24 protein-coding genes, 1 tRNA gene and 1 other RNA gene are annotated in these 24,316 nt (G+C 33.1%); 8 read left to right on the top strand and 18 right to left on the bottom strand.

Features of this window, described 5'->3' with window-relative positions; all coding sequences use genetic code 11:
* Positions 1 to 8: 8 nt before the first annotated feature.
* Complete coding sequence (glmM, locus tag J2T59_RS02815; RefSeq protein ID WP_259133738.1) at positions 9 to 1,349, bottom strand: phosphoglucosamine mutase; 1,341 nt, start codon at positions 1,347 to 1,349, stop codon at positions 9 to 11.
* A gap of 318 nt (positions 1,350 to 1,667) precedes the next feature.
* Here glmM and xseA point away from each other — a divergent pair, with 318 nt between their 5' ends.
* Positions 1,668 to 2,879, top strand: a complete 1,212-nt coding sequence (gene xseA, locus J2T59_RS02810) for an exodeoxyribonuclease VII large subunit (protein ID WP_259133736.1) — start codon at positions 1,668 to 1,670, stop codon at positions 2,877 to 2,879.
* Positions 2,880 to 2,981: 102 nt separating this feature from the next.
* Positions 2,982 to 3,242 (top strand): exodeoxyribonuclease VII small subunit, encoded by a 261-nt coding sequence (locus tag J2T59_RS02805; RefSeq protein WP_259133733.1) that lies wholly within the window; start codon positions 2,982 to 2,984, stop codon positions 3,240 to 3,242.
* 1 nt (position 3,243) lies between these two features.
* On the opposite strand, the gene J2T59_RS02800 is transcribed toward J2T59_RS02805, so the two are convergent.
* From J2T59_RS02800 to J2T59_RS02770, 7 genes are all read right to left on the bottom strand, one after another.
* Positions 3,244 to 3,831 carry a GTP-binding protein gene (locus J2T59_RS02800; protein WP_259133720.1) on the bottom strand — a complete coding sequence of 196 codons (588 nt, stop codon included), beginning with the start codon at positions 3,829 to 3,831 and terminating at the stop codon, positions 3,244 to 3,246.
* Between the two features lie 27 nt (positions 3,832 to 3,858).
* Positions 3,859 to 4,872: an MtaA/CmuA family methyltransferase gene (locus tag J2T59_RS02795; protein ID WP_259133719.1), complete on the bottom strand. Its 1,014-nt coding sequence runs from the start codon at positions 4,870 to 4,872 to the stop codon at positions 3,859 to 3,861.
* Positions 4,873 to 4,893: 21 nt separating this feature from the next.
* Positions 4,894 to 6,504, bottom strand: a complete 1,611-nt coding sequence (locus tag J2T59_RS02790; protein ID WP_259133718.1) for a TCP-1/cpn60 chaperonin family protein — start codon at positions 6,502 to 6,504, stop codon at positions 4,894 to 4,896.
* Positions 6,410 to 8,440 carry a hydantoinase/oxoprolinase family protein gene (locus tag J2T59_RS02785; RefSeq protein ID WP_259133717.1) on the bottom strand — a complete coding sequence of 677 codons (2,031 nt, stop codon included), beginning with the start codon at positions 8,438 to 8,440 and terminating at the stop codon, positions 6,410 to 6,412. Before J2T59_RS02785 ends, J2T59_RS02790 begins: the two co-directional genes overlap by 95 nt.
* A 129-nt stretch (positions 8,441 to 8,569) precedes the next feature.
* On the bottom strand, positions 8,570 to 10,480 hold the full coding sequence (locus J2T59_RS02780; RefSeq protein WP_259133716.1) for a uroporphyrinogen decarboxylase family protein: 1,911 nt from the start codon (positions 10,478 to 10,480) through the stop codon (positions 8,570 to 8,572).
* A gap of 283 nt (positions 10,481 to 10,763) precedes the next feature.
* Positions 10,764 to 11,558 (bottom strand): helix-turn-helix transcriptional regulator, encoded by a 795-nt coding sequence (locus J2T59_RS02775; protein ID WP_259133715.1) that lies wholly within the window; start codon positions 11,556 to 11,558, stop codon positions 10,764 to 10,766.
* A gap of 36 nt (positions 11,559 to 11,594) precedes the next feature.
* Positions 11,595 to 13,253: a sensor histidine kinase gene (locus tag J2T59_RS02770; protein ID WP_259133713.1), complete on the bottom strand. Its 1,659-nt coding sequence runs from the start codon at positions 13,251 to 13,253 to the stop codon at positions 11,595 to 11,597.
* Between the two features lie 169 nt (positions 13,254 to 13,422).
* Here J2T59_RS02770 and J2T59_RS02765 point away from each other — a divergent pair, with 169 nt between their 5' ends.
* Positions 13,423 to 13,713 (top strand): sigma-70 family RNA polymerase sigma factor, encoded by a 291-nt coding sequence (locus J2T59_RS02765; protein ID WP_259133712.1) that lies wholly within the window; start codon positions 13,423 to 13,425, stop codon positions 13,711 to 13,713.
* Between the two features lie 65 nt (positions 13,714 to 13,778).
* Here the strand turns inward: J2T59_RS02765 and J2T59_RS02760 are convergent, their stop codons facing one another.
* Positions 13,779 to 14,018, bottom strand: a complete 240-nt coding sequence (locus tag J2T59_RS02760; RefSeq protein WP_259133711.1) for a winged helix-turn-helix domain-containing protein — start codon at positions 14,016 to 14,018, stop codon at positions 13,779 to 13,781.
* Positions 14,019 to 14,182: 164 nt separating this feature from the next.
* Here J2T59_RS02760 and ffs point away from each other — a divergent pair.
* The 3 genes from ffs to J2T59_RS02745 all read left to right on the top strand — a co-directional run bounded on the left by ffs (position 14,183) and on the right by J2T59_RS02745 (position 14,949).
* An RNA gene (gene ffs, locus J2T59_RS02755) (signal recognition particle sRNA) lies at positions 14,183 to 14,497 on the top strand.
* A gap of 87 nt (positions 14,498 to 14,584) precedes the next feature.
* Positions 14,585 to 14,669 (top strand) — tRNA-Ser (locus J2T59_RS02750).
* 49 nt (positions 14,670 to 14,718) lie between these two features.
* Positions 14,719 to 14,949, top strand: coding sequence for a hypothetical protein (locus tag J2T59_RS02745; RefSeq protein ID WP_259133710.1), 231 nt, complete (start codon positions 14,719 to 14,721; stop codon positions 14,947 to 14,949).
* 23 nt (positions 14,950 to 14,972) lie between these two features.
* On the opposite strand, the gene J2T59_RS02740 is transcribed toward J2T59_RS02745, so the two are convergent.
* From J2T59_RS02740 to yciH, 6 genes are all read right to left on the bottom strand, one after another.
* Positions 14,973 to 15,290, bottom strand: a complete 318-nt coding sequence (locus J2T59_RS02740; RefSeq protein ID WP_259133709.1) for a ribonuclease P protein component 4 — start codon at positions 15,288 to 15,290, stop codon at positions 14,973 to 14,975.
* 18 nt (positions 15,291 to 15,308) lie between these two features.
* A complete protein-coding gene (locus tag J2T59_RS02735) occupies positions 15,309 to 15,992 on the bottom strand; it encodes an MBL fold metallo-hydrolase (protein WP_259133708.1) in 684 nt (227 codons plus the stop codon).
* A 174-nt stretch (positions 15,993 to 16,166) separates the two neighbouring features.
* Positions 16,167 to 16,526: a transcriptional regulator gene (locus J2T59_RS02730; protein ID WP_259133707.1), complete on the bottom strand. Its 360-nt coding sequence runs from the start codon at positions 16,524 to 16,526 to the stop codon at positions 16,167 to 16,169.
* A 28-nt stretch (positions 16,527 to 16,554) separates the two neighbouring features.
* Positions 16,555 to 16,926 carry a Fe-S cluster assembly scaffold protein NifU gene (gene nifU / locus J2T59_RS02725; protein WP_259133706.1) on the bottom strand — a complete coding sequence of 124 codons (372 nt, stop codon included), beginning with the start codon at positions 16,924 to 16,926 and terminating at the stop codon, positions 16,555 to 16,557.
* A gap of 15 nt (positions 16,927 to 16,941) precedes the next feature.
* Positions 16,942 to 18,102 (bottom strand): cysteine desulfurase NifS, encoded by a 1,161-nt coding sequence (gene nifS, locus J2T59_RS02720; RefSeq protein WP_259133704.1) that lies wholly within the window; start codon positions 18,100 to 18,102, stop codon positions 16,942 to 16,944.
* Between the two features lie 125 nt (positions 18,103 to 18,227).
* A complete protein-coding gene (yciH, locus tag J2T59_RS02715; protein WP_259133702.1) occupies positions 18,228 to 18,536 on the bottom strand; it encodes a stress response translation initiation inhibitor YciH in 309 nt (102 codons plus the stop codon).
* 76 nt (positions 18,537 to 18,612) lie between these two features.
* On the opposite strand from yciH, the gene J2T59_RS02710 reads away from it, so the two are divergent.
* Together J2T59_RS02710 and purL are read left to right on the top strand one after the other, a co-directional pair.
* Positions 18,613 to 18,975, top strand: coding sequence for a DUF192 domain-containing protein (locus tag J2T59_RS02710; protein ID WP_259133700.1), 363 nt, complete (start codon positions 18,613 to 18,615; stop codon positions 18,973 to 18,975).
* Between the two features lie 108 nt (positions 18,976 to 19,083).
* Positions 19,084 to 21,237: a phosphoribosylformylglycinamidine synthase subunit PurL gene (purL, locus tag J2T59_RS02705; RefSeq protein WP_259133698.1), complete on the top strand. Its 2,154-nt coding sequence runs from the start codon at positions 19,084 to 19,086 to the stop codon at positions 21,235 to 21,237.
* 94 nt (positions 21,238 to 21,331) lie between these two features.
* Here purL and J2T59_RS02700 read toward each other — a convergent pair whose 3' ends face one another.
* The 3 genes from J2T59_RS02700 to sppA form a co-directional block, all read right to left on the bottom strand.
* Positions 21,332 to 21,523, bottom strand: coding sequence for a TRAM domain-containing RNA chaperone (locus J2T59_RS02700; protein ID WP_259133696.1), 192 nt, complete (start codon positions 21,521 to 21,523; stop codon positions 21,332 to 21,334).
* A 204-nt stretch (positions 21,524 to 21,727) separates the two neighbouring features.
* On the bottom strand, positions 21,728 to 22,864 hold the full coding sequence (locus J2T59_RS02695) for a class II fructose-bisphosphate aldolase (RefSeq protein ID WP_259133694.1): 1,137 nt from the start codon (positions 22,862 to 22,864) through the stop codon (positions 21,728 to 21,730).
* 96 nt (positions 22,865 to 22,960) lie between these two features.
* Positions 22,961 to 24,019 carry a signal peptide peptidase SppA gene (gene sppA, locus J2T59_RS02690; RefSeq protein WP_259133692.1) on the bottom strand — a complete coding sequence of 353 codons (1,059 nt, stop codon included), beginning with the start codon at positions 24,017 to 24,019 and terminating at the stop codon, positions 22,961 to 22,963.
* Between the last annotated feature and the right edge of the window lie 297 nt (positions 24,020 to 24,316).

Below are 24,316 nucleotides of genomic sequence, written 5' to 3'. Positions count from 1 at the left end.
AGTTGAATTTAATTGTGCTTATCAACTACTTTCTTTCCAATATCGATTATCTCTTGCATTTTTTTTTCAGTTTTAGATTCTGCAAATATTCTAATTATAGGTTCTGTTCCTGATGGCCTTATTAATAGCCAGCTATCATCAAACCAAATCTTTATGCCATCTATGGTATCAATTTTCCCATAAATCGATCTTAACTCCTTTTCAACGTTAGACATTGTGTAATCTAAGTCTTTACAATTGATTTTAGTTTTTGAGTTCAAGTAGCTAGGAATATCTTTTTTAAGTTCTGAAATTTTTGCACCTTCTGCTAACATCTCAAGAATTTTAGCGCATGCCATTGCTCCATCACGGCAATATTGATGCTCAGGAAAAATAAGTCCTCCATTGCCTTCTCCACCAAATACAGCAGATTTTTGCATCATAGTTCTTGCAACATTGATTGAACCAACTGGTGTCCAGATAATATCAACACCTTCATCTTTAGCAACATCGGCCATCCTTTGAGATGAGCTTACAGGAGTTACAATAGGGCCTTTCTTCTGTTTTAATACGTATTTAGCCACCATTGCTAGCAAAACTTCTTCATCTATAAATTCACCTTTTTCATCAAAAAATACTGCACGATCTGCATCTCCATCTTGAGCAACTCCAATATCTGCGCCACTTGAAATAATTATGTCCTTTAGTTGACCAAGTGAATTTTCGGTTGGTTCTGGATTACGCCACGGAAATGTGCCATCTATTTGCGCATTGATTGATATTACTTCACAACCTAACTGCTGTAGAAGAAAAGGTAAAGTCAGTGATCCTGCTCCACAGCCTGTATCAATGGCTACTTTAAATCCTCTAGATTTTATTTTAGTAGCATTTACAGAGTTTATAATACCATTAATATAATAATCATTCACATCAGATGTTGAACTATATGATCCAGTATATTCCCATGAGACTAAATTATATTTCTTTGAATTGTATATAGTTTCGATTTCTTTCTCTCCTTCCCGTGAAAATTCACTTCCATCTCCATCAATTAATTTAATTCCATTATATTCTCTCGGGTTGTGAGAAGCTGTGATAACTATACCAGCATCTGCATAATCTCTAGTATAGAACTGTATAGCAGGAGTTGGGGCCATACCAACTTCAATCACAGTTAATCCTGTAGAAAGTGCACCAGCAATAGCTGCAGATTCTAGCATTTGACCGGATAAGCGCGTATCTCTTCCAACTACTACTTTCCCTTTGGAACTTAGATATGTACCCAAACTCCGGACAATATCCAACACCAAATTTGGTGTCATTGACTCATTAACTATACCCCTAACTCCATTAGTACCAAATAATGACATTTTATTCACCATAGTTAGTTAATATTTTTTTGCTAATCTGTTTAGCTATACCTAATAGAATACTTTTAGATTACTGAAATAATATAAACTTTTACTTAGTAATTGATTTTTTGAGCATGTTACGATTTTGTTATAAGTTCTTTTACATCTATTATATCAAAATGGTGAAAGGGTTTTTAAGTTCCATTTTCATAAAGGAAATGCATTATAAGTGCATTCTTTATACTAATTAAACCAATGTTAAAATGATTAATAACTTCACATTGTCCTTAAGTACAAAATAAACCATATGGAATAAACACTACCTTGGAGATCAATATGGGAATATTTACCGTTTCAGAACTGAATCAACATGTCAAGAATACGTTAAAATCCGAGCCTACACTAAAGGAAATATGGGTCAGGGGAGAAGTTTCAAACCTGACTATACATAGAAGCGGTCATTATTACTTCACAATAAAAGACAAAGAATCACAAATTAGCTGTGTTTGTTTTAACTATATCAACAAAAATATTAAGTTTAAACCAGAGAAAGACATGAATTTACTGGTTTTTGGCTATGTTGATATTTATACCGTAAGAGGACAATATCAATTACATGTACTTGATATGAGAGCCGATGGAATTGGAGAACTTTACCAAGCTTTTGAACAGTTGAAAGAAAAGTTAGGACGTAAAGGCTTTTTTGATGAAAAAAACAAAAAACCAATTCCAAAGATTCCTAGTAAAGTTGGAATAATAACATCCCCTACAGGAGCTGCCTTACATGATATACTAAATGTTGCTAAAAGAAGAGTACCTGTGCATATTATATTTTGTCCAGCAATTGTTCAAGGAGATAAATCTGCTTTAAGCATAGTTAATGCTATTAACCAACTTAATGAACTATCTCCCGACGTTATTATAATAGGTCGTGGAGGTGGTTCAATAGAAGATCTTTGGTCATTTAATGAAGAAATAGTTGCAAAATCAATATATGAATCAAATGTTCCAATAGTCTCAGCTGTAGGGCATGAAACAGATTACACAATAGCTGATTTCACAGCAGACCTTCGAGCCTCAACACCTTCCTCAGCTGTAGAAATTGTAATACCTTCTAAAACTGAAATTTCGAATCAGGTTCATTCTTTAATTCAACGGCTTAAGAGATCACAGCAATATAAAATAAATGAGTTAAAAAATATTTTATACCAAAATTCATCAAAATTTGAACCACTGAAATTTAAAGATCAATTAAATCAAAATTATCTATTAATTGATGATTCTCTAAATAAAATGGAAAATAAGGTTGAAATGATTCTTAATAACAAAAATGCTACGTACAGAGAATATGTAGGTCGCCTGGATGCTGTTAGCCCATTAAATACTATTAAAAGAGGATATAGTATCCCCTTAGATGAACATAAAGATATTATTTATTCAGTAAAAAATTTAGGAATTGGTGATAGAGTTAGCATAATACTATCAGATGGAACAATTCAATGTAAAGTGGAAGATATAAAAAATAACTTGAGTTACCTTAATAAATAGTTTACCATTTAATACAAATAATTCACCTGTATATAATTAAAACTAAATTGCTTTTAAGTAAAAAACATATTTTTATAAATTGAAAATTGTAAGGTGGTAAATATGTCATCAAAAGAGAGTGAAAACAAAGTTGATGCAAACGATGTTGAGATGACATTTGAGCAGGCTATGGAAAAACTTGAACTTTTAGTTGAACAGCTAGAGTGTGGTCAAATGACACTGGATGAGAGTTTAACTACTTTTGAAGAAGGGATTAAGCTTGCTCAAAGGTGTAGAAAACGTTTAGATGATGCCGAGAGAAAGATAGAAAAATTAATTGATGAAAATGGAAATACAGAACCTTTTGAGGGAGATTTAGAATAAATTAAATGTCTTTACTGAAAAACCAACCTAAATCTAGATTTTCAAATTTATTTGAGTGTGTGAATATGTGACAACTAGAATTCAATGTCTTTATAAATTTATTGATTTCATTTGTTTCAGTTTCGGAAACCTCGTCTGATTTATTTATAATAATAGTATCAGAAGAAATCATCTGAGAGAGCATGAAACTAGGGACTTTATCATATTCAGGTATAAAATTAGTAGAATCAATCAGATAAATCAAAGATATTAAGTTTATATTTTCTGTATTTATATGTTCATAAATATCATTTTTTACAGTTTCTGGATTTCCAATACCTGCAACTTCTATAAATAAGAAATCAAAGGATTTCTTACCGTACATATCGGAAATTGCATTCACAGTATCGTACCTATATGTACATGAGACACAGTCACTTACAGCTGACTTAAAAGAAATATTATCATTCATCTCATTATATTTTACTTCTCCTAATTCTGTATAAATTACCCCTATATTAAATTGCTTTTTAGTTAAGTAAGAAGTTAGTTTTGAAATGAGGGATGTTTTGCCTGAACCTTTAAATCCTCCAATAAGATAAATATCCATCAAAAAACCTCATAAATCTTTTAAAATTTATTCTTCATACTTATTTCTAGTTTCCACAAGAGCCGCTAAGTTCTTAAGTGGTGTCTGAGGAGCAATTCCACACCCAGGAGCTAAGAAATCAATGCCACTATCAAGTGAGCGTTTTGCTTCAGTGGTTACATCATCTACAGTTCCAGAATATAAAGTCGTTACTGGAGATACATTACCTATAACCCCAACTTCATTCTTATGGAAGGTTTCTACTAGTTCTCTCAAATCATCAACACTTTCTTCAACGCTTATCCCATTAAAGCCGCATTGACTAAGTTCCTCTTTGATAGGAGAAACATTTCCACATATATGTAAAAATATTGGTCTTTTTGACTTACTTGTTATTTTTTTATAAGTAGGCATAACAACGTCTTTGAAGCTGTTAGGTGGAACTAATTGTGGTGATGCTATAGCATCCGCAATACAAGCTGAGTCAGCTCCATGATCTAAACATAAATTAGAGAAAGTTATACATGCTTCAGAACAGACATCTAATAGTTTTCCAAGGCTTTCAGGTTCTTTTAATGTCCATAGAAGTAACTTTTTGAGTCCAATTATACTTGCAGCCAGATCAACAGGTCCCTCACACCCTGCTATAGATACTGCATCATCTTTTATTTGTGATTTGATTTTTGTTGTTGCATCAAGAATAGTTGGAATTCTACCTTTGCTCTCAAAGTTATCAAGGTTACTATAAAGTTCATCAATTTCATCAAAAACTAAAGGTTCAATTACTGATGGTGTCCTATCCATAGAACCAAAGTCAACCTTGCAGCCCATAGCTTCTGCAAGTACTGCCATATCAAAAGGATATCTTACAGTCTCAAAATCCAAATATTCATTCTGTGCCATAGCGAGTTTAACCATTTCATCACATGAAAAGTCCGCTTTTGGCCTATAGGCTCCAGATAATTCCATTAACTCAAGCACAGGAGCTGTCGTAAATGTTCCTACAGGAATTCTACTAAACTTATTTTTGAACAGATTTATTCTATTTTGTTTTTTATTCATGATAAAATCTCATATTATTAATTAACGCTTAGCTAATATGCTATCTATCCTCAAAACATTTATAGCAGATTCTGTTGCAGAAATAAGAGCAAGTTTTTTTATTGCTGCACAGTCATATATAGGAGGATTATTTTCACAAATTATACCCGAAATATCAACTCTGCAATCCTTTCCTTGATTGTAATAATTAGACATTTTTACACTTGAATCTATCGGATTCATGCCTGTATTTTGTGCTAATATTTTACTAATATCTTCAAGGGCTTTAGAATACTCATTTACAGCAAGGTTTTCTTTTCCATTAATAGTAGTAGAATAAGTTTGAATCATTTTTGAAAGGTTAAATTCCACTCCTCCTCCACCATTCACAATCATTCTATTTTTAATTAGGAAAATCGCATTATTTAATGCATCATCTACAGCTTCTTCTATTTTAGATAATAAATATCTTGAAGGCTCCCAAATTAAAATAGATGAAATTAGATTATTAGGTGAATATAGGTAAACAAAATATTCATCACATTTTTTATTAACTTCAATTCTATCGGCATTACCTACATATGCATCCAGAGACGTATCTTTAATAGAAGCTATCGTAGAATCTGTAGCTTTTGATATTCTAGCAAGGTCTTTGGTCTTTAGTTTTTTGAATAATAGAATTTTGTGTTTAGCAAGTTTCGATTCTATTAATGGTTCCACGTCACCTTCACAAAAAACAACATTTGCACCACTTTCGATTATTTTATCAGCATAATCATTCAAAACCATCTTTTTTTTATCTTGAACTCCCAAGTACGTGTCAACATTATCTAATTTTATATTGTTTTTTGGATTAACGAATTTATTCTCAAATTTCAAATCACCGATTAGAGATAGAGTTTTAGGATTTGCAATTGATGTTGGCATATCTTTCCTAGCAGGTTTTTCATCTAACAAGACACCAGAAATAACTTGAATTTCAGGACTTCCTACTTTTTTTATTATCTTTACATGCTCTTCGAGGTCAAGGAATTCATCATTTTCACGTGATGAAAGGTTTTCAGCTATATCAACCATGATTTCTGTAATTTTTTCGGCTAGCTTGATATCAATACTTTTCCCTGAAGCTGCACTGAGTACAGCAGCATATATTTGTTCAGAAGATTCAGCTGAAAAACTCTCAAATTCTAGCATATCATATGTCTTATTAAGTGCAAGCCTATATCCTTTGATTACATTACTAGGATGAACGCCCAGTTTGAATAGATTTGTTGCCCTTTTTAGCAAAATAGCTGCAAATATTACAGCAAGTTTAGTACCATCACCACATGTTTTATCCATTGAATTTGCAAGATCTTTTAAGGATGTTACAACAGGGTTTAAGATATCAGATTCTTCAATTATAGTCTTTCCGTCACTTGTAAGGTAAACATCATCTACAGGATTGATGATCATTTTGTTCATACCTTTAGGACCATATGACGAACTAAGCAAATCACAAATCCTTGTTGCTGATTCACCTATATGATCGATTACATCATCCGAATCTACATCATTTTCAATGCCTATCTTTTCCTTCACATTTTGCACTAGAGCATCCATGCTGCTCAATGGATCTTGTGGCTTCATCCCATATGCTGGACTGGCGCTCATTATTAGCCCTCCTTGGAGTTCCTATACCTAATCCTACAAGTCTTGTTTCAACTATAGAACCTGTTACACTTTCAATATCGTCTCTTTTAAAATCAAAGTCAATTTTATCCATACTAAGTCCATATTCGTTCATATAATCAGATATACTATCTTTAACATATTTTTCACCGAAATCTAAAGCTAATTTATACTCATCAAATATTTTTTTGCCTTCCTCACTAAAAACAGCATATTGACTACTTCCTACAAAAGCTGGTCTAATCATTACCTCTGAACGGTGGATTATATTACCAACAAGGGCCCCAACAGCATTGCCTACACCATAATATTCTGGTACAAGAATATTACCGTTGATCACACTTTTGATTTCATCTACAAATGCCTCAACTGGTGCACCTATTAAAACCACTGGATCCTCCAAATCAAATTTTAAATTTGGTGACTTGGCCATTAATTTTTCTATTTCTTGTTTTTTAACATCATCGGCTATAAATGATACAAGGTTTTCAGCAATATTCACAGCTACTTTACGTTTTACATGCTTGCAAAATTGAACTTTGTCCATGTTTACATAAGACGCCAATATCTCTGCAGCAATATTAGAAGCTGATGAATCCCAGTTATCATAATCGCCCAATATGTGTAATGCATCAGTCGGTGTAAAACCTATTTGACTTATATGTCTCTTTTTAATCAGTGATTTTAATACTGGAGCAAACATTAATGAATGCTGTCCAGATTGTTTTGATATATCAGCCACTGACATTGGTTCATCACTTAGTATATTAAGAATCGTTAGCTCATCTTCAGTAAGCCGTTCGAATGAGTCTTTATCCGAGTCACTTCTTATGAAAAAGGATGTTGGCTGAATTATCTTATCCAAAATTCTATCTGAGATTTTTTTGCTGTTTTTCGCCAGATTTAATTTTTTTATTATTTCAGGGTGCTCAGGAGCAATATGACATATAGGTATTGCTCTCTCTGGTCCTATGGACGTATTCCATTGGACCCATACATGACTATCGCCACCCATTGCTGAAGTACTCATCCTGATGGCTTTGACCATTGTACTCCAACCTCCAACTATAGCACCTGTGTCGCTTACTTGAGGAACACCTTCACATAAATAAGATATATCAGTACTTGTGCCACCTACATCAACTGTAATACATTTATTTAGATTGGTTAGATGAGCAGCACCTACAAGACTAGCTGCTGGTCCTGAAAATATAGATTCTACTGGTTTTTGTAAAGCTTCCTCTATTTTTACAAGTGAACCATCACATTTCATCATCATTAAGTTTGCATCAATATTTCTTTCTTGCATCACTAAAAGTATAGATTTTATAAACTGATTTGTTACAGGTATTAGTTGTGCATTCAATAATGCTGTTACTGACCTTTCATATGCACCCAAGTCCATTGATAGCTCATGTCCACAGACTACTGGCATATCGGTAACATCTTGAATTATTTTTTTCACCTTTAATTCATGTTCTGGGTTTCTAACCCCAAAATAAGAAGAAACAGCAATTGCAGCTACTTTGTTCTGACAATGTAATACAAAATCTCTAATTACCTGTGAATCTTCTAATTCATCAATTTCTTCCCCATCAGCATTGTGCCCACCTTTGATAGAAATAACATGTTGGGTCGGAATTTCTTTTGGAATTGAATAACCAATCAAGATCATTGCGGCAGGATAGCCTTTTCCTTCTAAGGTTGTGTTAGTTGCAAGTGTAGTAGATACTGAAACTGAAGATACCTTTGGTAAAAGTTGTGTGTCAAGTCCATCAATTGAATTTTGTATTCCAATTAGTAGTTCGGGATATGTTGTAAGTGATTTATTAGAGCTTAATATAGAGCCAGATTCCATATCCATTATTACAGAGTCAGTATAAGTTCCGCCTGTATCTATACCCAATCCTAAGTTCATTATTTTGCCTCCTGCACTAATTCCTATTTTATTTATTTTCATAGAATATATCGAGATGATTTTTATATTTAAAAATAAAAGGCAAGTAGTTGATTACTTGCCGGCATACATTTATTTCTTTAATTCAGTTCAGCCCATTGTTTCTTTTTGTAGATCTGGACCAATTTTCTTGACCACATCAACCATAGCTTTCACAGAATTTAGAGGACCTCCTGGAGGAATCTCACAGCCAGATGACATTACAAACTTAGACTGAAGTCCATTCTCCTTTAGTACAGGCAATACTGATTTCAATAATTCTTCGGTATCATTTTCAATTGCTTGTACACCCTCACTTGAGTGATCCATAAATTTAATCGGATCTACTTCTCCCATCATACAGCACATATCTCCATATTTAGGGATCAAGTCTGCGTAATTTTTAGATCCTTTATGTCTTAACTTTGGATAATATGCATAACTAAATAGACCAGTTCCAAATTTTTTAATTTGAGTATCGAAGTGAACATGGTCTGCACAGCTATGGATCATATAGGGTTGATTGTACTTTTCAAACAATGGAACATGTCTATCCTTTACAAACTTACCTTCAAAATTCCAATAGTCATCTTCACTCATGATGACATTGTTTGACCATAGGTTATCAATACACAATCCATCACATGCATCTTCTTCGAAGAATTTCTCCGATATGTCACACACAAAATCAGTTATTTTATCTACAGCATCTAGAACTACATCTGGGTTGGTTTTCATATCCATAAGAACTCTATCAGCACCCATTAACTGAGTAAGTGTTAGTAATGGACCTTCATGGAATGCTACAAACGGTGCATTCAAACCCTTGTTAAGTTTTTCTTTTGCAAGTTTCGAGGCTTGAATCAATTCATATATACGAGTTCCTTCTTTTACTTCTGGGATTTCTATTTTCTCGTAATCATCCAAATGACCTACAGATGCAGGAGTATCCTCATCTGGAATACTTACATCACAACCTAAATCTGCTGAAGTTATTGATAAATCAGCTAATCCCACAAACATGTCAAGGTCCATATATTTGACACCGAGGTATGCACTTTGAGCAAATGCTTCAGGATTTATTGTATATTCTCTATAGGTTGTTGGAACAAATTTTCTTAATACGCCACAAGCAAGTGGATAAACAGGTAATCTATCAACTTTTTTATCACCTAATGAAGAAACTACTCGATCAATATGGGTCATTTCTTCTTTACTTTTAACTCCAACTTTCTCGAACTCATCGATTATTTCTTTAGCAGTTTCTAAACCTATATCCTTGGTTTTTTCTGATGTTGCTTTTTTCTTTGCTAGGATATCTCTATATTTTACTTTTCCAACACTTATTTTCTCATCACTCCATCTTTCTTCTGCAGGCGATAGCTTTTTAACAGCATTTGTTGCCCAGTCAGATGCAGTCATTGAGTCCGGATGTGTAGAATCTGCACCTATTTTCTCTGCAAACTCTTCGGAAACCGGAGCACCTCCAACCATAACAATTAAAGCATCTCTAATTCCCTCTTCCTGCAGATTTTCAATGACTTTTTCCATTCCTACCATTGTAGTAGTCATTAATGCGCTCATAGAAATTAAATCAGCTTTATTCTCTTTTGCCGCATTAACAAAGTCCTCTAGTGGAACGTCATTACCCAAATCAATCATATTAAAGCCTGAGGCACTTAGCATTGTTTTAACAAGATTTTTACCAATATCGTGGACATCACCTTCAATTGTGCCTATTACTCCAGTCGCAGGTCTACCAGAACCCTCTTTCTTAAGGTGTGGGATTAAAATTTCCATTCCACCATACATTGCACCCGAAGATATAAGCAAATGTGGAACAAAGGCTTCACCATTCTCATATTTATCACTCATGATGTTCATTCCACGAGCTAGACCATTAACAAGTGCTTCTTGTGGGTCTATACCCTCGTCAAGAGCCTGTTTTGAAAGTTCCGCGGCCTTCTCCTTATTACCAGAAGCTACAGCTTCAGCGAGTTTATTAAACATTTCCTCTTTCATTATTTCATACACTCCAGAACTTTTTAGTTCTACATAATTAGATGTCAACACATTGAATTAAATCATACTTCGCAGTGTTAACTATAATATCTGTGTTTTCTGAAATATATAAAATAACTCATGATTATTTATTTTGAAACCAGACATGATTAAAGCACATAATATGATGCCTTTTCAAAACGATATTAAACCGCTTAATTTCAAGAATGTTTGTGATTAAATTAACATGTTTGATAAAATCAAAGCAGTATTTGATAAAGAAAGAACGTCTTATCGAAAAAACTTAATAAGATTTGTCGAGACTGATTTTTTTTGACAAAGCTAGATAATAAGAATATAAGTCATTACCCCATTCAATTGCATTATTCTCAAAGGTCATCATTACATGATTATGGTAAATGCCTGTATTATAAAAAAGAGATAATCCCAAAAAAGTATCTGTTATAACAGCTGATGCTAGTGATATTTCCTCTTCACATACAAATATGTCTACATCTCCTGATTCTAGATAAAAAATGAGATCGTTTTCATATTCTTTTTTCATTCTTTCAAATACAGAAGCTGTTAAAATTAAAGATATCTTGACGTCTTTTTCTACAAGCTTTTTGTATAATCCCGTATAAGCTGGACTAAAGTAAGAAGATATTTCCATGATTCTGTTTGAGCTACATAAATTATCTTCAAATTTTTTAGGTAAATCATACATCCTATCTAAATCAGGTTCAATAAGTTCACACTGACCAAGTTCTTCTATCCGCTTTAATAATTGTTTTGGCAGCGCATGAAGTTTGTGGTTTTCCCAATAATCTTTGTTATCTTCATAAAAGTCCAGTGTTTTAATCAAAGGCTTCATTTTAGAAACAATTATCTTACCCATGCATGAAAGCTCATAGTACCCATCTGAATAAATTATTAGACCCTGGCTCATAAGTATATTTATTTGGGTCATAATAGAACTAGTATTTACATTAAGAGTGAATTTTATTTGCTCAATTTTTTTTCTTTCTTCATTTAACAGTAGCAAAAGATTCTTTCTTTTTTCAGATAAAAAAAGTGTTCCTAATAGTTCAGCTTTCATGATTTCACTCAATTAAAATAAAAGATTACTTACAAGTTATTTAATATTGTCCTTTTCTTGAAATACGGGAATTGAAATGTGTGCTGTTGTACCTTTTCCCACTTCACTTTCAATCCAAATAGTTCCATTGTGAGAATCAATGACCTTTTTGCAAATATACAACCCAGATTCAATACCTTCGTATCTACGACTTAAAGAATCATCTACTTGATAGATACTTTGAAATAAGTGAGGAATTATAGTAGGTGGAATTCCTTTACCATAGTCAATAATATCAATGTAAACATTTTCATTATCAGAACTTGCTACAATTTTTACGGCACCATTTTGATTTGTGTGTTTTATTGAATTTTCAATTAGATTAATCATCACATTACTAAATTTATCACGATCTGCCTTTATTGGAGGTAAATTTTCAGGAATATTATCTAAAATGCTTATATTATTTTCATCCGCAATCAATATTAAGTTCATAATAGAACTGTTGATTATTTCTTTTACGTCAACTGGCTGAAAGCAATAATGCAACTTACCTGCCTGCTCTTTACTCAAGAATGTTAGAGATTCAATCAATCGGCCTAATTTTTCAGACTTCATTAACGTTTTGTTTAATATTTTATTATACTCAGCTTCAATTGAATCCATCATTTCATTCTGCAATCTTTGACTATAGCTTATATATTGCGAATCATTTTCTTGTTTTTCACTAATATCAGTTCTGATTTTAGCAAGTGATTTAAGTTCTGAGTTTGATTTTGAAAAGTCAGTGGAATATTTGTATAGGGCTTCCTCAATGTGTTTCTTTTGAATTAATTTCCACATTCCTTTTATAAGTAATGTTAGCTTTAAACCATCATAGTCATTATATCCACCATCTTTATTTCCAACTCCAACTACACCAACTATCCGCTCACCGTCAAAGATAGGAACTCCAATGTGGTTTCTAAGTTCAACATGACCACTTGGATAACCTTTTTTCAAAGAACTAGGTTCAGAGTAATTATTTGTTATTACAGTTCTTCTTTGTCTAATTGGTTCGCCCCATAACCCGGTTGTCTTTAATGGGTATACAAACCTTTTCTCTTTTATTTCACATTCATTCATTGCAGCTTTAGACCAAGAATGCATAGTTAAAACTGTTTCATCAGCATTTGTGAATGCAAGGTACCCCAAATTACTGTTAGTTAATCTAACAGCTTCTTCTCGTGCAAAATTTGTTATTTCTTGGAGTGAAGAATAAGTCATGTCATTTAACGTTAATAAAGATCTTAGCAGATCATAATTTAATTTAACTTCATTTTCTGCATTTTTTCTTTCAGTTATATCAAATACCACTCCTTCATAGTTCGTAATATTCCCATCAGCATCTCTTCTAACAATTGTTCTTTCATGTACCCATCTTATTTCATTAGATTTGGTTAATACTCTATAATCTATAGTAAAACCTTGTGAATCAGATTTCTTTGGCTTAGAGAATTCTTCTTTTACTCGGTCTAAATCTTGTGGATGAATGATATCCGAGTACTTAAGCTTTCCAGATAAAAACTCATTGGCATCATACCCAAACTGCAAAATGTTATCTGATACAAATTCTACTGGCCACCCATCTTCAGGTTTCCATAAAAATATAATTGCTGGACTACTGTTTATAATATTGGTCAGTTCTTCATTTGGAAATTTCCTAAACCTACTCATTGATAATCAACTTCAATTAGAATTTAGTACAATTCTTTCGTGACGATTTAAACCTTTTACAATATTAAGTTTTCCAGTTTTGCTTAAAGAGTGCCAAAAGTTATATATATGTTAACGCCGTTAACTATAAAGTGAGACTAATATCTCTATACTATCGGAGGTTACAATTATGAGCAAAATAGAATCTAGGGATTTGAGTGGCACTTACAAAAACAATATCGAAAACATGCCTCCTTCATCTAAGCTTGTTTACAAGGTGTTGGAGTACAAAGGGTTTTTGACTCCAAAACAAATTGCTACAGAAAGTCAATTGCCTCCAAGAACTGTTCGTTATGCACTCAGTAGACTGAAAGATGAGAATTTCCTATTAGAAAAATTCTGCTTTAAAGATGCTCGTCAAAGTCTCTACGGGATAAAAGATAAGCACCATTCAAGTATTAAAGCTACTGTGAATAGTTGAATCAATACTGTGTGAATATACCTTAATATATAAAGACCGATTAACTTTTAGGCAGTTGGAATATATCAGAGAGTATGTATTTCTCCGTTTATATCTTCTCCTAACTTTGTTAATTGGTACATTTCACCTTTTTTTTCTATAAGTTCTTTTTCAATAAGTTCATTTAATAGTTTTTCTGCGGAGGGTTTGAATATATGAGTTATTTTAGCAATTCTGTCAGCATCTGCGGGTCCTTTTGATCCTAATATGCTGAGAACTTTTTGTCGGTTATTACTTCCCGTTACAAATCCAATTAATTCGTCCATAGCTAATCATATATATATTATATTTCAATATAATTAAACTATTCTCTCTAGTAACTAGGCGATTTATTTCTAACGGTTGTAAATTGGCTAATAAACCATTTAATTTTGATATGTATGGACTCTACATAGGGAATCATTTTAATATTGTCAGATATATTTAGTGTTGGTGGGCTAGTCCGGGTAGTTCGGCATTACCTGTAACCTGAAATCGCCGATATGCAGGGGACGAAGCCAATGGAAGGTTTTTCAAGCAGCTATAGGCCTGGAATCTCAACTGAGAAGCTCCGTCCTGCTTGGACAGTGTGGATATAGGGGCTTGCTGGAAAGCAGGTTTCTATATCTTAACTGCAGGAACCGGTCAAGGCCCGGAAGGGAGCAGACCAACTGCAGACTCTTGTCGCTTGCAGGGTAACGGGGTGGAGACGAGTTTCCAGATAACCTATAGCTGTAAGGAGAACCGACCTGCGGCGTGCCCACTAATAATTAAACCTTAATAGAATCTTTTAAGAAAAGATTATATATCTACACTACAATTGAATCAACAGTTCCAAAACCACCTCACACATGACGAGATAGCCAAGCTTGGTATGGCGCAGGATTGCTAATCCTGTGGTGCTTTGCACCTCGGGGGTTCAAATCCCCCTCTCGTCGCTAAAATCTATCAATACCTTATCAAGAATAAAAACAGGCAGTTGTCGATATGAGAGTCCTAACAACAATTGATCGTGATGAAAATGAACAAGGCAGTTCTCGGAAAAACAATAATAGAAGTTGTTCATCAGGAGGTTGTAGTGGGGATATATTTGGCCTTTCACCTGGAGCTGAAAAAGAAGAAGTTATCAGAACAATCACAATATATATCGTCAGTGGTATAGTGATGATTGTAGTTGCATATATCATTTCACAGATACTAACTGCTATGGTTGGATAAAAACATCATAATTAGCGTTTTTGTCAATCACTATTAACGGGATACCTCATTCTCCTTTCACACTTTTCACAAGTAATTAATACATAGTTTTTATGGATTCTAACCCTGCAGTTGTTTCCAGGTACTAAGTAACTATTACATTTCCTACATGCTCTTTTTCTAAGATCTGGTGGTATACTTATTCTATATCTCATCCCTATTTTACGTGCTAACTCAACATATCGATTACTTCTGTGTGGATTTGATTGATATTCAGCATCTGCAAGCTTGAACAGAATGGATATTCTTTGATGTGCTAAGTCTTTCATCAAATATTTCTTTTTTAGTTTTTTTTTCCCCATATATTTACAACTCGTTTTTCAGTTCTTTCCAATAATTGGACTCAAAACAATAAAATCGATATTTTGATACATCTCTTCAATACATTTTTTTAATTCCAGAATTTCGGCATTTTTTTCTGCAGAGTCATAGTTCATAGGTATAACTATTTTTGGGTTGATTTGGTCTATTAATTTAACAACTTCTGCCACGTCCATTATGGAGTCATTACCAACTGAAAGCAAAACAATATCTGCAGAAATAAATTCCATTTCAGGTATGGAATCAGTATCCCCTGTATGATACAGCTTACATGACCCCGTGTTGATAACATAGCCAACCCCCGTTCCTTTAGATTGACAATTGTTCTTTATGTTATAAGCCTCAAAAACTTGGATTTCAAAGCCCTTTACTTCAAGACCCTCGCCAAGAAAATCATTTGGCTCAACAAATCTTGTATCACCAATTGCTAATTCTTTACATGGTTCAGGCATCAATATTGTAGTATCGCCCTTCCACAACTTTTGTAGTGCAGTATACTCACAGTGATACTTATGAGAATGTGTTATCAGAATTAAGTCAGCTTTATCTTCAAAATTAATTTTTTTAGGAATTATATAAGGATCTATGTATACATTCATTTCTTGAGTCCTTATTAGAAAAGATGCGTTTCCAAACCAATTTATTTCAATATCTTTAATTGAAAAATTATCATTTTGATCCATATATTATTAACATAACAGAATTGTATAAAAAAACTTTGACCTCTTTACGGAAATCCTGGCAACATTTATTATAAATAAAATTTAGTAGAGTACCAAACCTATGTTAAAGTTATCAACTGAAAACTTAACCCTTTGTTTTTAACTAAAATTAGTTTATAATTTAGACTAACTTATTCAATCATTATTCCCGCATATCATGCATGTTTCTCTACCAATAACCCCTTTTTTGTACAGCCAGCCAGATTTTTGCACAAATTTACATACATGACACATACCAATGACTTTTTCTTGTTCGGAAATCCCTTCCATTAGTTTTGAAGCGAATTTGGTTATTTCTTCTTGAGTCTCAATAGAAAAGCCTACTTCTGCACCTCTTTTTTCGCTCATATATTGAGAAACCGCTGCTCTAGAAAGCCCTAATATTTCCGAGGCCTTTTGTTGATTACATCCATATTCATTTATCAATGACCTAGTTAATGCAACTCTTATAGCAGGTAAAATCTTTTGTACCATTATCTCACAAGATGTTTTCATAAAAGTACCTCTTTACTTATGCACACGTTTAATCTTTATTCTTTTTAATATAATCGTCTATTGCAGAATTAAGTGCATCCGCAGCAAGATTTGAGCAGTGCATTTTTACTGCGGGTAGTCCTTCAAGTTCATTTGCTACATCATCTCGTGTGATTTTCCTAGCTTCCTCTATAGTTTTACCTTTTGCCATTTCTGTAATCATGCTTGAAGTTGCAATTGCAGCCCCACAGCCGAATGTCTTAAACTTAACATCTTCTAATATACCATCATTTACCTTGATGTAAATCGTCATCATATCCCCACATGAAGGATTCCCGACTTCTCCTATTCCATCAGCATCTTCAATCTCACCTACATTTCTTGGAGTGGTAAAATGATCCATTACTTTCTTACTATACATTTATCTCACCTAAAATTACATTTTTGCTATTGGTGACATTTCTCTCAATTTTTTTATTATTGTCTCCAATGAATCCACGACATAATCAACTTCTTCTAGTGTATTATCTTTTCCAAGCGAAAAGCGAATTGATCCATGAGATACTTCTGGTTGTAACCCAATTGACTCTAATACATGTGAAGCTTTCAAGTTTTTTGATGAACATGCTGATCCTGTAGAAGCCGCTATTCCTTTCATATCAAGCATTAGAACAATAGATTCACCTTCAATAAAACTAAACCTTAAGTTTGCTATATTTGGTAAACATTTTGTTTGATGCCCGTTTAAGTAGGATTCAGGAATTCTTTTTTTAACACTCTCAATCAAATGGTTTCTTAATTTAAGCATTTTTTTAGAATTGTTTTCAAGGTTAGATGTAGCTAGCTCAAAAGCCTTTGCAAAGCCAATTATACCTGCGATATTCTCAGTACCTGAACGAATACCACGTTCATGTTCACCACCATGTAAAATTGGTTCAATTGAAACCCCTTTCTTTATGTAAAGGGCACCAACTCCTTTTGGGCCATGTATTTTATGGGAAGAGAGAGACATTAAATCCACATCAATTTTTTCCATATCAATTGGGATTTTTCCAACTGTTTGAACAGCATCTGTATGAAAATAAACTTCGTTTGTTTTTGCTATTTTACTTATTTCATCTATTGGCTGCAATGTACCTATTTCATTATTCGCATGCATTATAGATATAAGAATAGTATCTGTTCTAATTGAATCTTTAAGGTCTTCTATGTTAACTATTCCTGAATTATCAACAGGAACATAAGTAACCTCAAAGCCTTTTTTTTCCAAAAATCTACAAGTGTTTAATACAGCAGGATGCTCTATTTTTGACGTGATAATGTGTTTACCTTGTCTACTGTTCTTATATGCTATGCCTTTGATAGCAAGATTATCAGATTCCGTTCCTCCTGAAGTGAAAATAATTTCTTCAGGCCTTGCATTTATTCCTTTAGCTACCTTTAATCTAGAGTCTTCTAGGTCTTGTGCCGCCTTTGCTCCAAAGGAATGTAGACTTGAAGGATTCCCATAATAATGCCTAAAATAAGGTAGCATAGCATCTATTACATCAGGATCAACATCAGTTGTAGCTGCATGATCCATATAAATTGTATCCATAATTATCAATTTAAAATAGATGATGCTTTTAATAAATATGTATCTGTTTTGACAGATGTTATCAATTTACTAAGAAAAGTTCAAATTGACATAGATTTAAAATTTTAAGTAGCTTATATTGCAATTTAATTTTTAATCTGATCAGGTGAAAAGCCTTTTTTAACAAGAACATCTTTCATTCTGCTTAGATGATTACCTTGTAATTCAATTGCATTCCCCTTAACCGTTCCCCCGCATGCAAACTTTGATTTAAGGTAAGTAGAAAGCTCATGGAGGTCGATTTCGTTAGCATCAAAACCTTCAACAACAGTAACCTCTTTTCCATATCTTCTTCTATTTACCTTTACTATAATCCTTTGTTGCTCCTTTGCCACTTCTTCACAGATACACAATTCTTCTGGCAATCCGCAAACGTGACACATCTCTGAACTCATCTTCTGATTTTTCCTCCGAATATTTCGATAACTTACCGTTGTTTATAAATTATAACAGTGTATAGAGTAAACAACAATGATATTAAAAGCTAATGGTAATTGTGTTTCATCGCACGTGGAAATTGCAGATACACTTTACAAGCAAATTAAAGGTTTAATGTTCAGAAAAAACATTGATAATGATTATGCTCTTTTATTTATTTTAGAGAAAGAAAAATTCTCTTCGGTACATATGCTCTTTGTTAATTTTCCCATCGATGTTTTATTTCTAGATGAAAATAAAAAAATACTCAACATATCTAGTATTCGCCCTTGGATCGGTTTTTCATATTCGAGTAAGACTAAATATATTATTGAAATGAAAGCTGGGGAAGCTAGGAAGAAAAGATTAGAAATAGGTGAAACATTAATGTTTAGATTGAAAAACAAAAATACCTGATTTTAACCCTTTAGTTTAGTTAGCTTACATTGAATTATGCTTTTGTCAAAAATGATATATGGAATTGCAAAAATGTAGCTTACCATAGAATTGTAAGAGGATTTATAGATGTTACCTAAAAGTGATTTAGATTTTATACGAAATGAAATGAACCGAGAACCTAACCTTGTTGAACAGGGTTGTTTTTTAAATTTATGGAGCGAGCACTGTTCTTATAGATCAAGTGCCCCTTTACTCAAAACATTCACTACTTCTGGCGAGAACGTTATTATTGGCCCAGGAGATGACGCAGCAATTGTAAGGTTTGATGAAGAGAGAGTTATTGCAATAGGAATGGAAAGTCATAATCATCCTTCATATGTTGACCCTTATAATGGAGCAGCAACTGGTGTTGGTGGGATTGTCAGAGATATTGTTTCAATGGGTGCAAGGCCAATAGCATTAATGGATCCATTATATTTTGGAGAACTTAAGGTTCAAAAGAACTTGTATCTTTTTGAACATGTTATCGAAGGAATATCCAATTATGGTAATTGTATAGGTGTTCCTGTAATTAGAGGTGAAACCTTATTTCACAATTCATATAGTGGAAATCCTCTTGTTAACGTAGTATGTATAGGCCTTGCACAAAAAGACAATATAGTAACAGCAACTGCAAAGAGTGCTGGTAACAAACTTGTTTTGATAGGTGCATCAACTGGTAGGGATGGCCTTGGAGGAGCTTCATTTGCATCTAAAGACCTTTGCCATGATTCGGAAGCTAGTGACAGACCAAGTGTCCAAATAGGTGACCCTTATACTGAAAAATTACTAATAGAAGCCACGCTTGAGTGTATTAGTAAAGGTATCGTAAAATCTTGTCGAGATTTAGGTGCAGCTGGTCTTGCAGGCGCAAGTTCGGAAATGGCTTCAAAAGGAGACTTAGGAGTACATATTGTAGCAAATGATGTTGTTCAACGTGAAGCTGACATGACCCCTTATGAAATACTCATTTCTGAGTCACAAGAAAGAATGTTAATAGAAGTTGAACCTGAAGACGTAAACACAATTATTGATATAGCTACAAAATATGATTTAAATTCTAGTTTAATTGGAAATATAACTGAAGAAAAGCTATTTAAAGTCGAATATAACAATGAAATTGTTGCTGAGATACCAATTAAACTGTTAACTGAGGGGGCAACTATTTTTGAGAGAAAGGCCTCTGAGATTAAACATACAACTAATTATGAAAAACCCGATGCTCCAAACAATATTAAAAATAGCATTTTGGATGTTCTCTCAGCGCATACAATTGCCTCCAAAAAATGGATTTACAGTCAGTATGATCACGAAGTTCAAATAAGAACCGTAGCTAAACCTGGAGATGATGCAGGAGTTATTAGGATTGGAGACAAAGGGCTAGTTACATCCTGTGGATGTAATCCAATACATACATACTTTGATCCTTATAGTGGAGGGTATGGTACTGTCATTGAAAATGCAATGAATATTGCTATGAAAGGCGCTAAGGGCCTTGCTATTGTTGACTGCCTAAACTTTGGAAGTCCCGAAATTCCTGAGATATATTGGCAGTTAAAACAAGCAATTCTTGGCCTTGGTGATGCTGCTAGAGATTTATCAATTCCAGTTGTTGGTGGCAATGTCTCACTTTATAATCAAAGTGAAGAACACAATACTTCAATAATACCCACACCATCTATTGGTCTAGTAGGAATTACTGAAAACCTAGACATCCTGCCAAATTCATTTTTTGTTGACGATGAGGACATTATTATACTAATTGGGGAAACAAAAGATGAGATGAGAGGATCTGAATATTACAGGGCCCTTGATGCTGAAAGCACTGGGAAATCTCCCACTGTGCCAAAAGATATTTCTGAACTAATTGATGGAATCGTTAATCTGATTAATGCTGGTTTGGTTTCATCTTCTAAAGATATTTCTAATGGTGGATTAGCTACAACACTTTGCGAAATGTGTCAGCTAAAAGGTGCAAAGGTTGATTTAAGTCATGTAAATAGTACTTTAAAATTTGATGAAATATTATTTTCAGAATCCTACGGTAGAGCAATTATTACAACATCAAATCCACTTAAAGTTAAAAAGGAACTTGACTCAAACTCAATACCCTATCTTGAGATAGGTATTGTTTGTGGTAAGAGTTTAAATATCTCACATTTTAAAAAACAGGTTTCTATTGAAATAGAAGAGATTCAAAGTGCACTTAATAGTTTAACAGATTATGTTGCACTTGAATGAAAAAATTTTAAGGTTTATTTTAATTCTAATTGGTGTAAATAATTACACCAATTAATATTACAAAAAAAATAAAGCATATAATAAATTAAATTATTTATACTACTTCACCAAAAGCAAATTTTCTCATAACACGGTTAACTTTTATATTAACACTGTCACCAACTTCTGTGTTGGGAACAAAAATTACAAAGCCCTCTACACGAGCTATGCCGTCGCCCTCTTTTGCAATATCTTCAATCGTTACTTCATATGTTTTTCCAGCTTCTACTGGAGCAGATGGTTTCATGTCTCCAAACAAAAATACACGTCCTTAATTAATATTTATGCGTAGATAATCAACAAAAAATGGTAAGTAAAAATGCAAATGTGTTTTAAATGCCTATTCATATTTACCAAAATAGTCTCAATCTAGCATTTACAAATATGAAATACTGATATAAATAGCTATTTACAAAAATAAATGTAAATGTGAGGTTTTTTTATATTTTTGTTAATACCTATTGGCAATAAGTTCAGCAGTTCCTTCGCATTTGAATGCTTTTAAAAACATTAAAGTTTCAGAATAAGCTTTTGACTCGATTGCTTTAATAGTATCTTCATCTACTGAGTATATCTGATTAAAGAACTGTTTTATTGCATGTTTACCGTATTTCCCAAAAATTTCATTGTTAGATTTATTTGGAGCTTTTTCACTAAAACTTTCAATAGTCCAATTCCATATATCTTTATATAAATCAGGCTCAAATACCTTCAAAACATCCCAAACTATATTCAAGTAAAAAGTTCCAACATTGCCTTTTATAATATCTCCATGAGGAAAGTGATTATGGATTAAATCAAGTGGTGTGCCAGTTATCCCATGCTGTGCAATCCTTACTTTCAAGTTGTTATCTCGTAAAGCTTTAGCCACTTTTTTTGTTTGCGGAATGTCTATTGAAACTTGTTCTATCAAATTTCCAGAGCTATCATAAGTATTACCATGTGCACTACCATTTGCAATTGCCAGCACATGAGGATAAACATTATTCGAGTTTAAGGCTTTTATAAAAGTTACTGCTTCTTCTGGTGTAGTGAGTACTCTGCCATATTCATCTTCTCTTCCTATTTCACCAACTTCAACTTCGAGGCCATATGGTTTGCCATCCATTTTTTCATCAATAAAATTTGCAATCTCAGTAGTTGCATCTATATTGTCTTTTAGTTCTTCTTCTAAATTTCCTCCACTGAAGTTAAATAAATGAGATGCATCAATTGCAAAAGATGTATATCCTGCATCAATTTGTGCTTTTACCAACTTTTTTACAGATGTGATTTCCTCTGGGCTTCCTTCTTTAATTCCTATATGGTCTGCATGAAGGGACCATAGTTCCATACCTATTTCTTTTGCAGATTCATGAGCTCTTTTTGAAAATTCTAATGGCGTAAATCCCGTATAACCACCTTCAAGGTTACATTCGGACTTTGCAAGTTCTAGAATTATTGGTGCATTAAAGTCTTTTGCAGCTTTCATTATGCCTTTATTAACATGTGATATACGTGGATTAACTGCAAGAATAATTGTTTGCTTGTCAATCAGGCTGTCAAATAAAGTGGAACTTGGTTTGGGTCCATAATCATTATTATCCATAATTCATCTCCTCAACAAAATCTTATATTAAATTTTTTATTTAGTAATCGCAAATACTATCAATATAAATCAGTTTTTTTACTAAACTTAACTTCATCAAATAGTTAGAAATCTTGAAGTCGTGGGCCTATTAGTGTAGATTACTTGATAATCTCCTTCAATATTACCCATTTCAGAAGCGATTTCTATTGCATCATATAAATTACCGATTTCATCTATCAAACCTAAATCTTTTGCCTTAGTGCCTGTATAAACTCTTCCATCTGAAATATTTTTTACATAACTTTCATTCATTTCACGTCCGTCAGCAACTTCAGATATAAAATGATCAAATATTTCCATTACAACTTTGTCAGCATATTCTTTTTCATCTTCAGTCAATTCTCTCCATGGAGCACCCATATCTTTCAATTCACCTGATTTAGCAACATGGATGTCTATACCCTCTTCTTCATAAGCTTCACTCAGATCTTGAAATATCCACATTGCACCTATAGCACCTGTAAAAGTAGAGGGATTAGCTACAATATAATCTGCTGAGGAAGATATATAGTATGCAGCACTTGTAGCAGATTCGCCCATCGAAATTACTACAGGAATGTCCTGTTCTTGAACTTTATTTATTTCACGAGTTATTTCTTCAGATGCTGCGGGTGATCCTCCTTGGCTATTAATTCTTAAGACAATTGATTTTACATTATCATTTGAAGAGGCTTGATGCAAACTTTCAGCTATATTCTCTGAAGATGCATAACCTGATTCTGTTGGAAGATTACCAGTAACTATTGGACCTTGAACATATATGACTGCAACCTTATCTCCTGAAGGATATAAACCACTGTCCACCGCATGAAATATTAGGAAAACACTCCCAATTACTATTATACTCAAAACCGCTATACATTTAAGAGCACTTATATTAGACCAGTTACATGATTTATTTGCAGGAGAAGGTATAGATTCAGCCTGGCTACTTTGGTTTTGTTCAGGACTCATAGTATTTAAATCTCTATCATCCTTTTTATTGATAGAATGATTGTTATCTTCATGTTCCAACTTATCTTTTCTTAGTGATCCATCATCGATATTACTTTGGCTTTGTACCTCTTCATCTTCGGATACTTTGTTGGAAAAATTATCATTATTTGAATCCATTGTATGCCTCATTTAGAGTATCTTAATTATAATGAAATTTTCAGTTAAACATTCATAAATGATATGATAGTGTACACAATTTAATTATGCTTAAGCCCATAACACAATTCTAAAATATCATACCAATACCATCAAGAGTTCGCATATGATATTTTATTTATGGTTAAATATCAATATTAATATAGAATTGAACGTGTATCTAAATCATTATAAATAACAATTAGTAAATAGATTGTGTATTTTCTATTAAATATATGCATTAAAACTTGCATGTTCAACTATAATAATAATAATAAT

It is taken from the genome of Methanosalsum natronophilum (assembly GCF_024808815.1).
Classification (GTDB): Archaea; Halobacteriota; Methanosarcinia; order Methanosarcinales; family Methanosarcinaceae; genus Methanosalsum; species Methanosalsum natronophilum.
This window is presented reverse-complemented; position numbering and strand designations above follow the sequence as displayed.

What these genes read in the sequence shown, in the direction of transcription:
- glmM (WP_259133738.1), bottom strand. Translation starts at nt 1,349, where the DNA reads ATGTCATTATTTGGTACTAATGGAGTTAGGGGTATAGTTAATGAGTCA.
- xseA (WP_259133736.1), top strand. Translation starts at nt 1,668, where the DNA reads ATGGGAATATTTACCGTTTCAGAACTGAATCAACATGTCAAGAATACG.
- J2T59_RS02805 (WP_259133733.1), top strand. Translation starts at nt 2,982, where the DNA reads ATGTCATCAAAAGAGAGTGAAAACAAAGTTGATGCAAACGATGTTGAG.
- J2T59_RS02800 (WP_259133720.1), bottom strand. Translation starts at nt 3,831, where the DNA reads ATGGATATTTATCTTATTGGAGGATTTAAAGGTTCAGGCAAAACATCC.
- J2T59_RS02795 (WP_259133719.1), bottom strand. Translation starts at nt 4,872, where the DNA reads ATGAATAAAAAACAAAATAGAATAAATCTGTTCAAAAATAAGTTTAGT.
- J2T59_RS02790 (WP_259133718.1), bottom strand. Translation starts at nt 6,504, where the DNA reads ATGAGCGCCAGTCCAGCATATGGGATGAAGCCACAAGATCCATTGAGC.
- J2T59_RS02785 (WP_259133717.1), bottom strand. Translation starts at nt 8,440, where the DNA reads ATGAACTTAGGATTGGGTATAGATACAGGCGGAACTTATACTGACTCT.
- J2T59_RS02780 (WP_259133716.1), bottom strand. Translation starts at nt 10,480, where the DNA reads ATGAAAGAGGAAATGTTTAATAAACTCGCTGAAGCTGTAGCTTCTGGT.
- J2T59_RS02775 (WP_259133715.1), bottom strand. Translation starts at nt 11,558, where the DNA reads ATGAAAGCTGAACTATTAGGAACACTTTTTTTATCTGAAAAAAGAAAG.
- J2T59_RS02770 (WP_259133713.1), bottom strand. Translation starts at nt 13,253, where the DNA reads ATGAGTAGGTTTAGGAAATTTCCAAATGAAGAACTGACCAATATTATA.
- J2T59_RS02765 (WP_259133712.1), top strand. Translation starts at nt 13,423, where the DNA reads ATGAGCAAAATAGAATCTAGGGATTTGAGTGGCACTTACAAAAACAAT.
- J2T59_RS02760 (WP_259133711.1), bottom strand. Translation starts at nt 14,018, where the DNA reads ATGGACGAATTAATTGGATTTGTAACGGGAAGTAATAACCGACAAAAA.
- J2T59_RS02745 (WP_259133710.1), top strand. Translation starts at nt 14,719, where the DNA reads ATGAGAGTCCTAACAACAATTGATCGTGATGAAAATGAACAAGGCAGT.
- J2T59_RS02740 (WP_259133709.1), bottom strand. Translation starts at nt 15,290, where the DNA reads ATGGGGAAAAAAAAACTAAAAAAGAAATATTTGATGAAAGACTTAGCA.
- J2T59_RS02735 (WP_259133708.1), bottom strand. Translation starts at nt 15,992, where the DNA reads ATGGATCAAAATGATAATTTTTCAATTAAAGATATTGAAATAAATTGG.
- J2T59_RS02730 (WP_259133707.1), bottom strand. Translation starts at nt 16,526, where the DNA reads ATGAAAACATCTTGTGAGATAATGGTACAAAAGATTTTACCTGCTATA.
- nifU (WP_259133706.1), bottom strand. Translation starts at nt 16,926, where the DNA reads ATGTATAGTAAGAAAGTAATGGATCATTTTACCACTCCAAGAAATGTA.
- nifS (WP_259133704.1), bottom strand. Translation starts at nt 18,102, where the DNA reads ATGGATACAATTTATATGGATCATGCAGCTACAACTGATGTTGATCCT.
- yciH (WP_259133702.1), bottom strand. Translation starts at nt 18,536, where the DNA reads ATGAGTTCAGAGATGTGTCACGTTTGCGGATTGCCAGAAGAATTGTGT.
- J2T59_RS02710 (WP_259133700.1), top strand. Translation starts at nt 18,613, where the DNA reads ATGATATTAAAAGCTAATGGTAATTGTGTTTCATCGCACGTGGAAATT.
- purL (WP_259133698.1), top strand. Translation starts at nt 19,084, where the DNA reads ATGTTACCTAAAAGTGATTTAGATTTTATACGAAATGAAATGAACCGA.
- J2T59_RS02700 (WP_259133696.1), bottom strand. Translation starts at nt 21,523, where the DNA reads ATGAAACCATCTGCTCCAGTAGAAGCTGGAAAAACATATGAAGTAACG.
- J2T59_RS02695 (WP_259133694.1), bottom strand. Translation starts at nt 22,864, where the DNA reads ATGGATAATAATGATTATGGACCCAAACCAAGTTCCACTTTATTTGAC.
- sppA (WP_259133692.1), bottom strand. Translation starts at nt 24,019, where the DNA reads ATGGATTCAAATAATGATAATTTTTCCAACAAAGTATCCGAAGATGAA.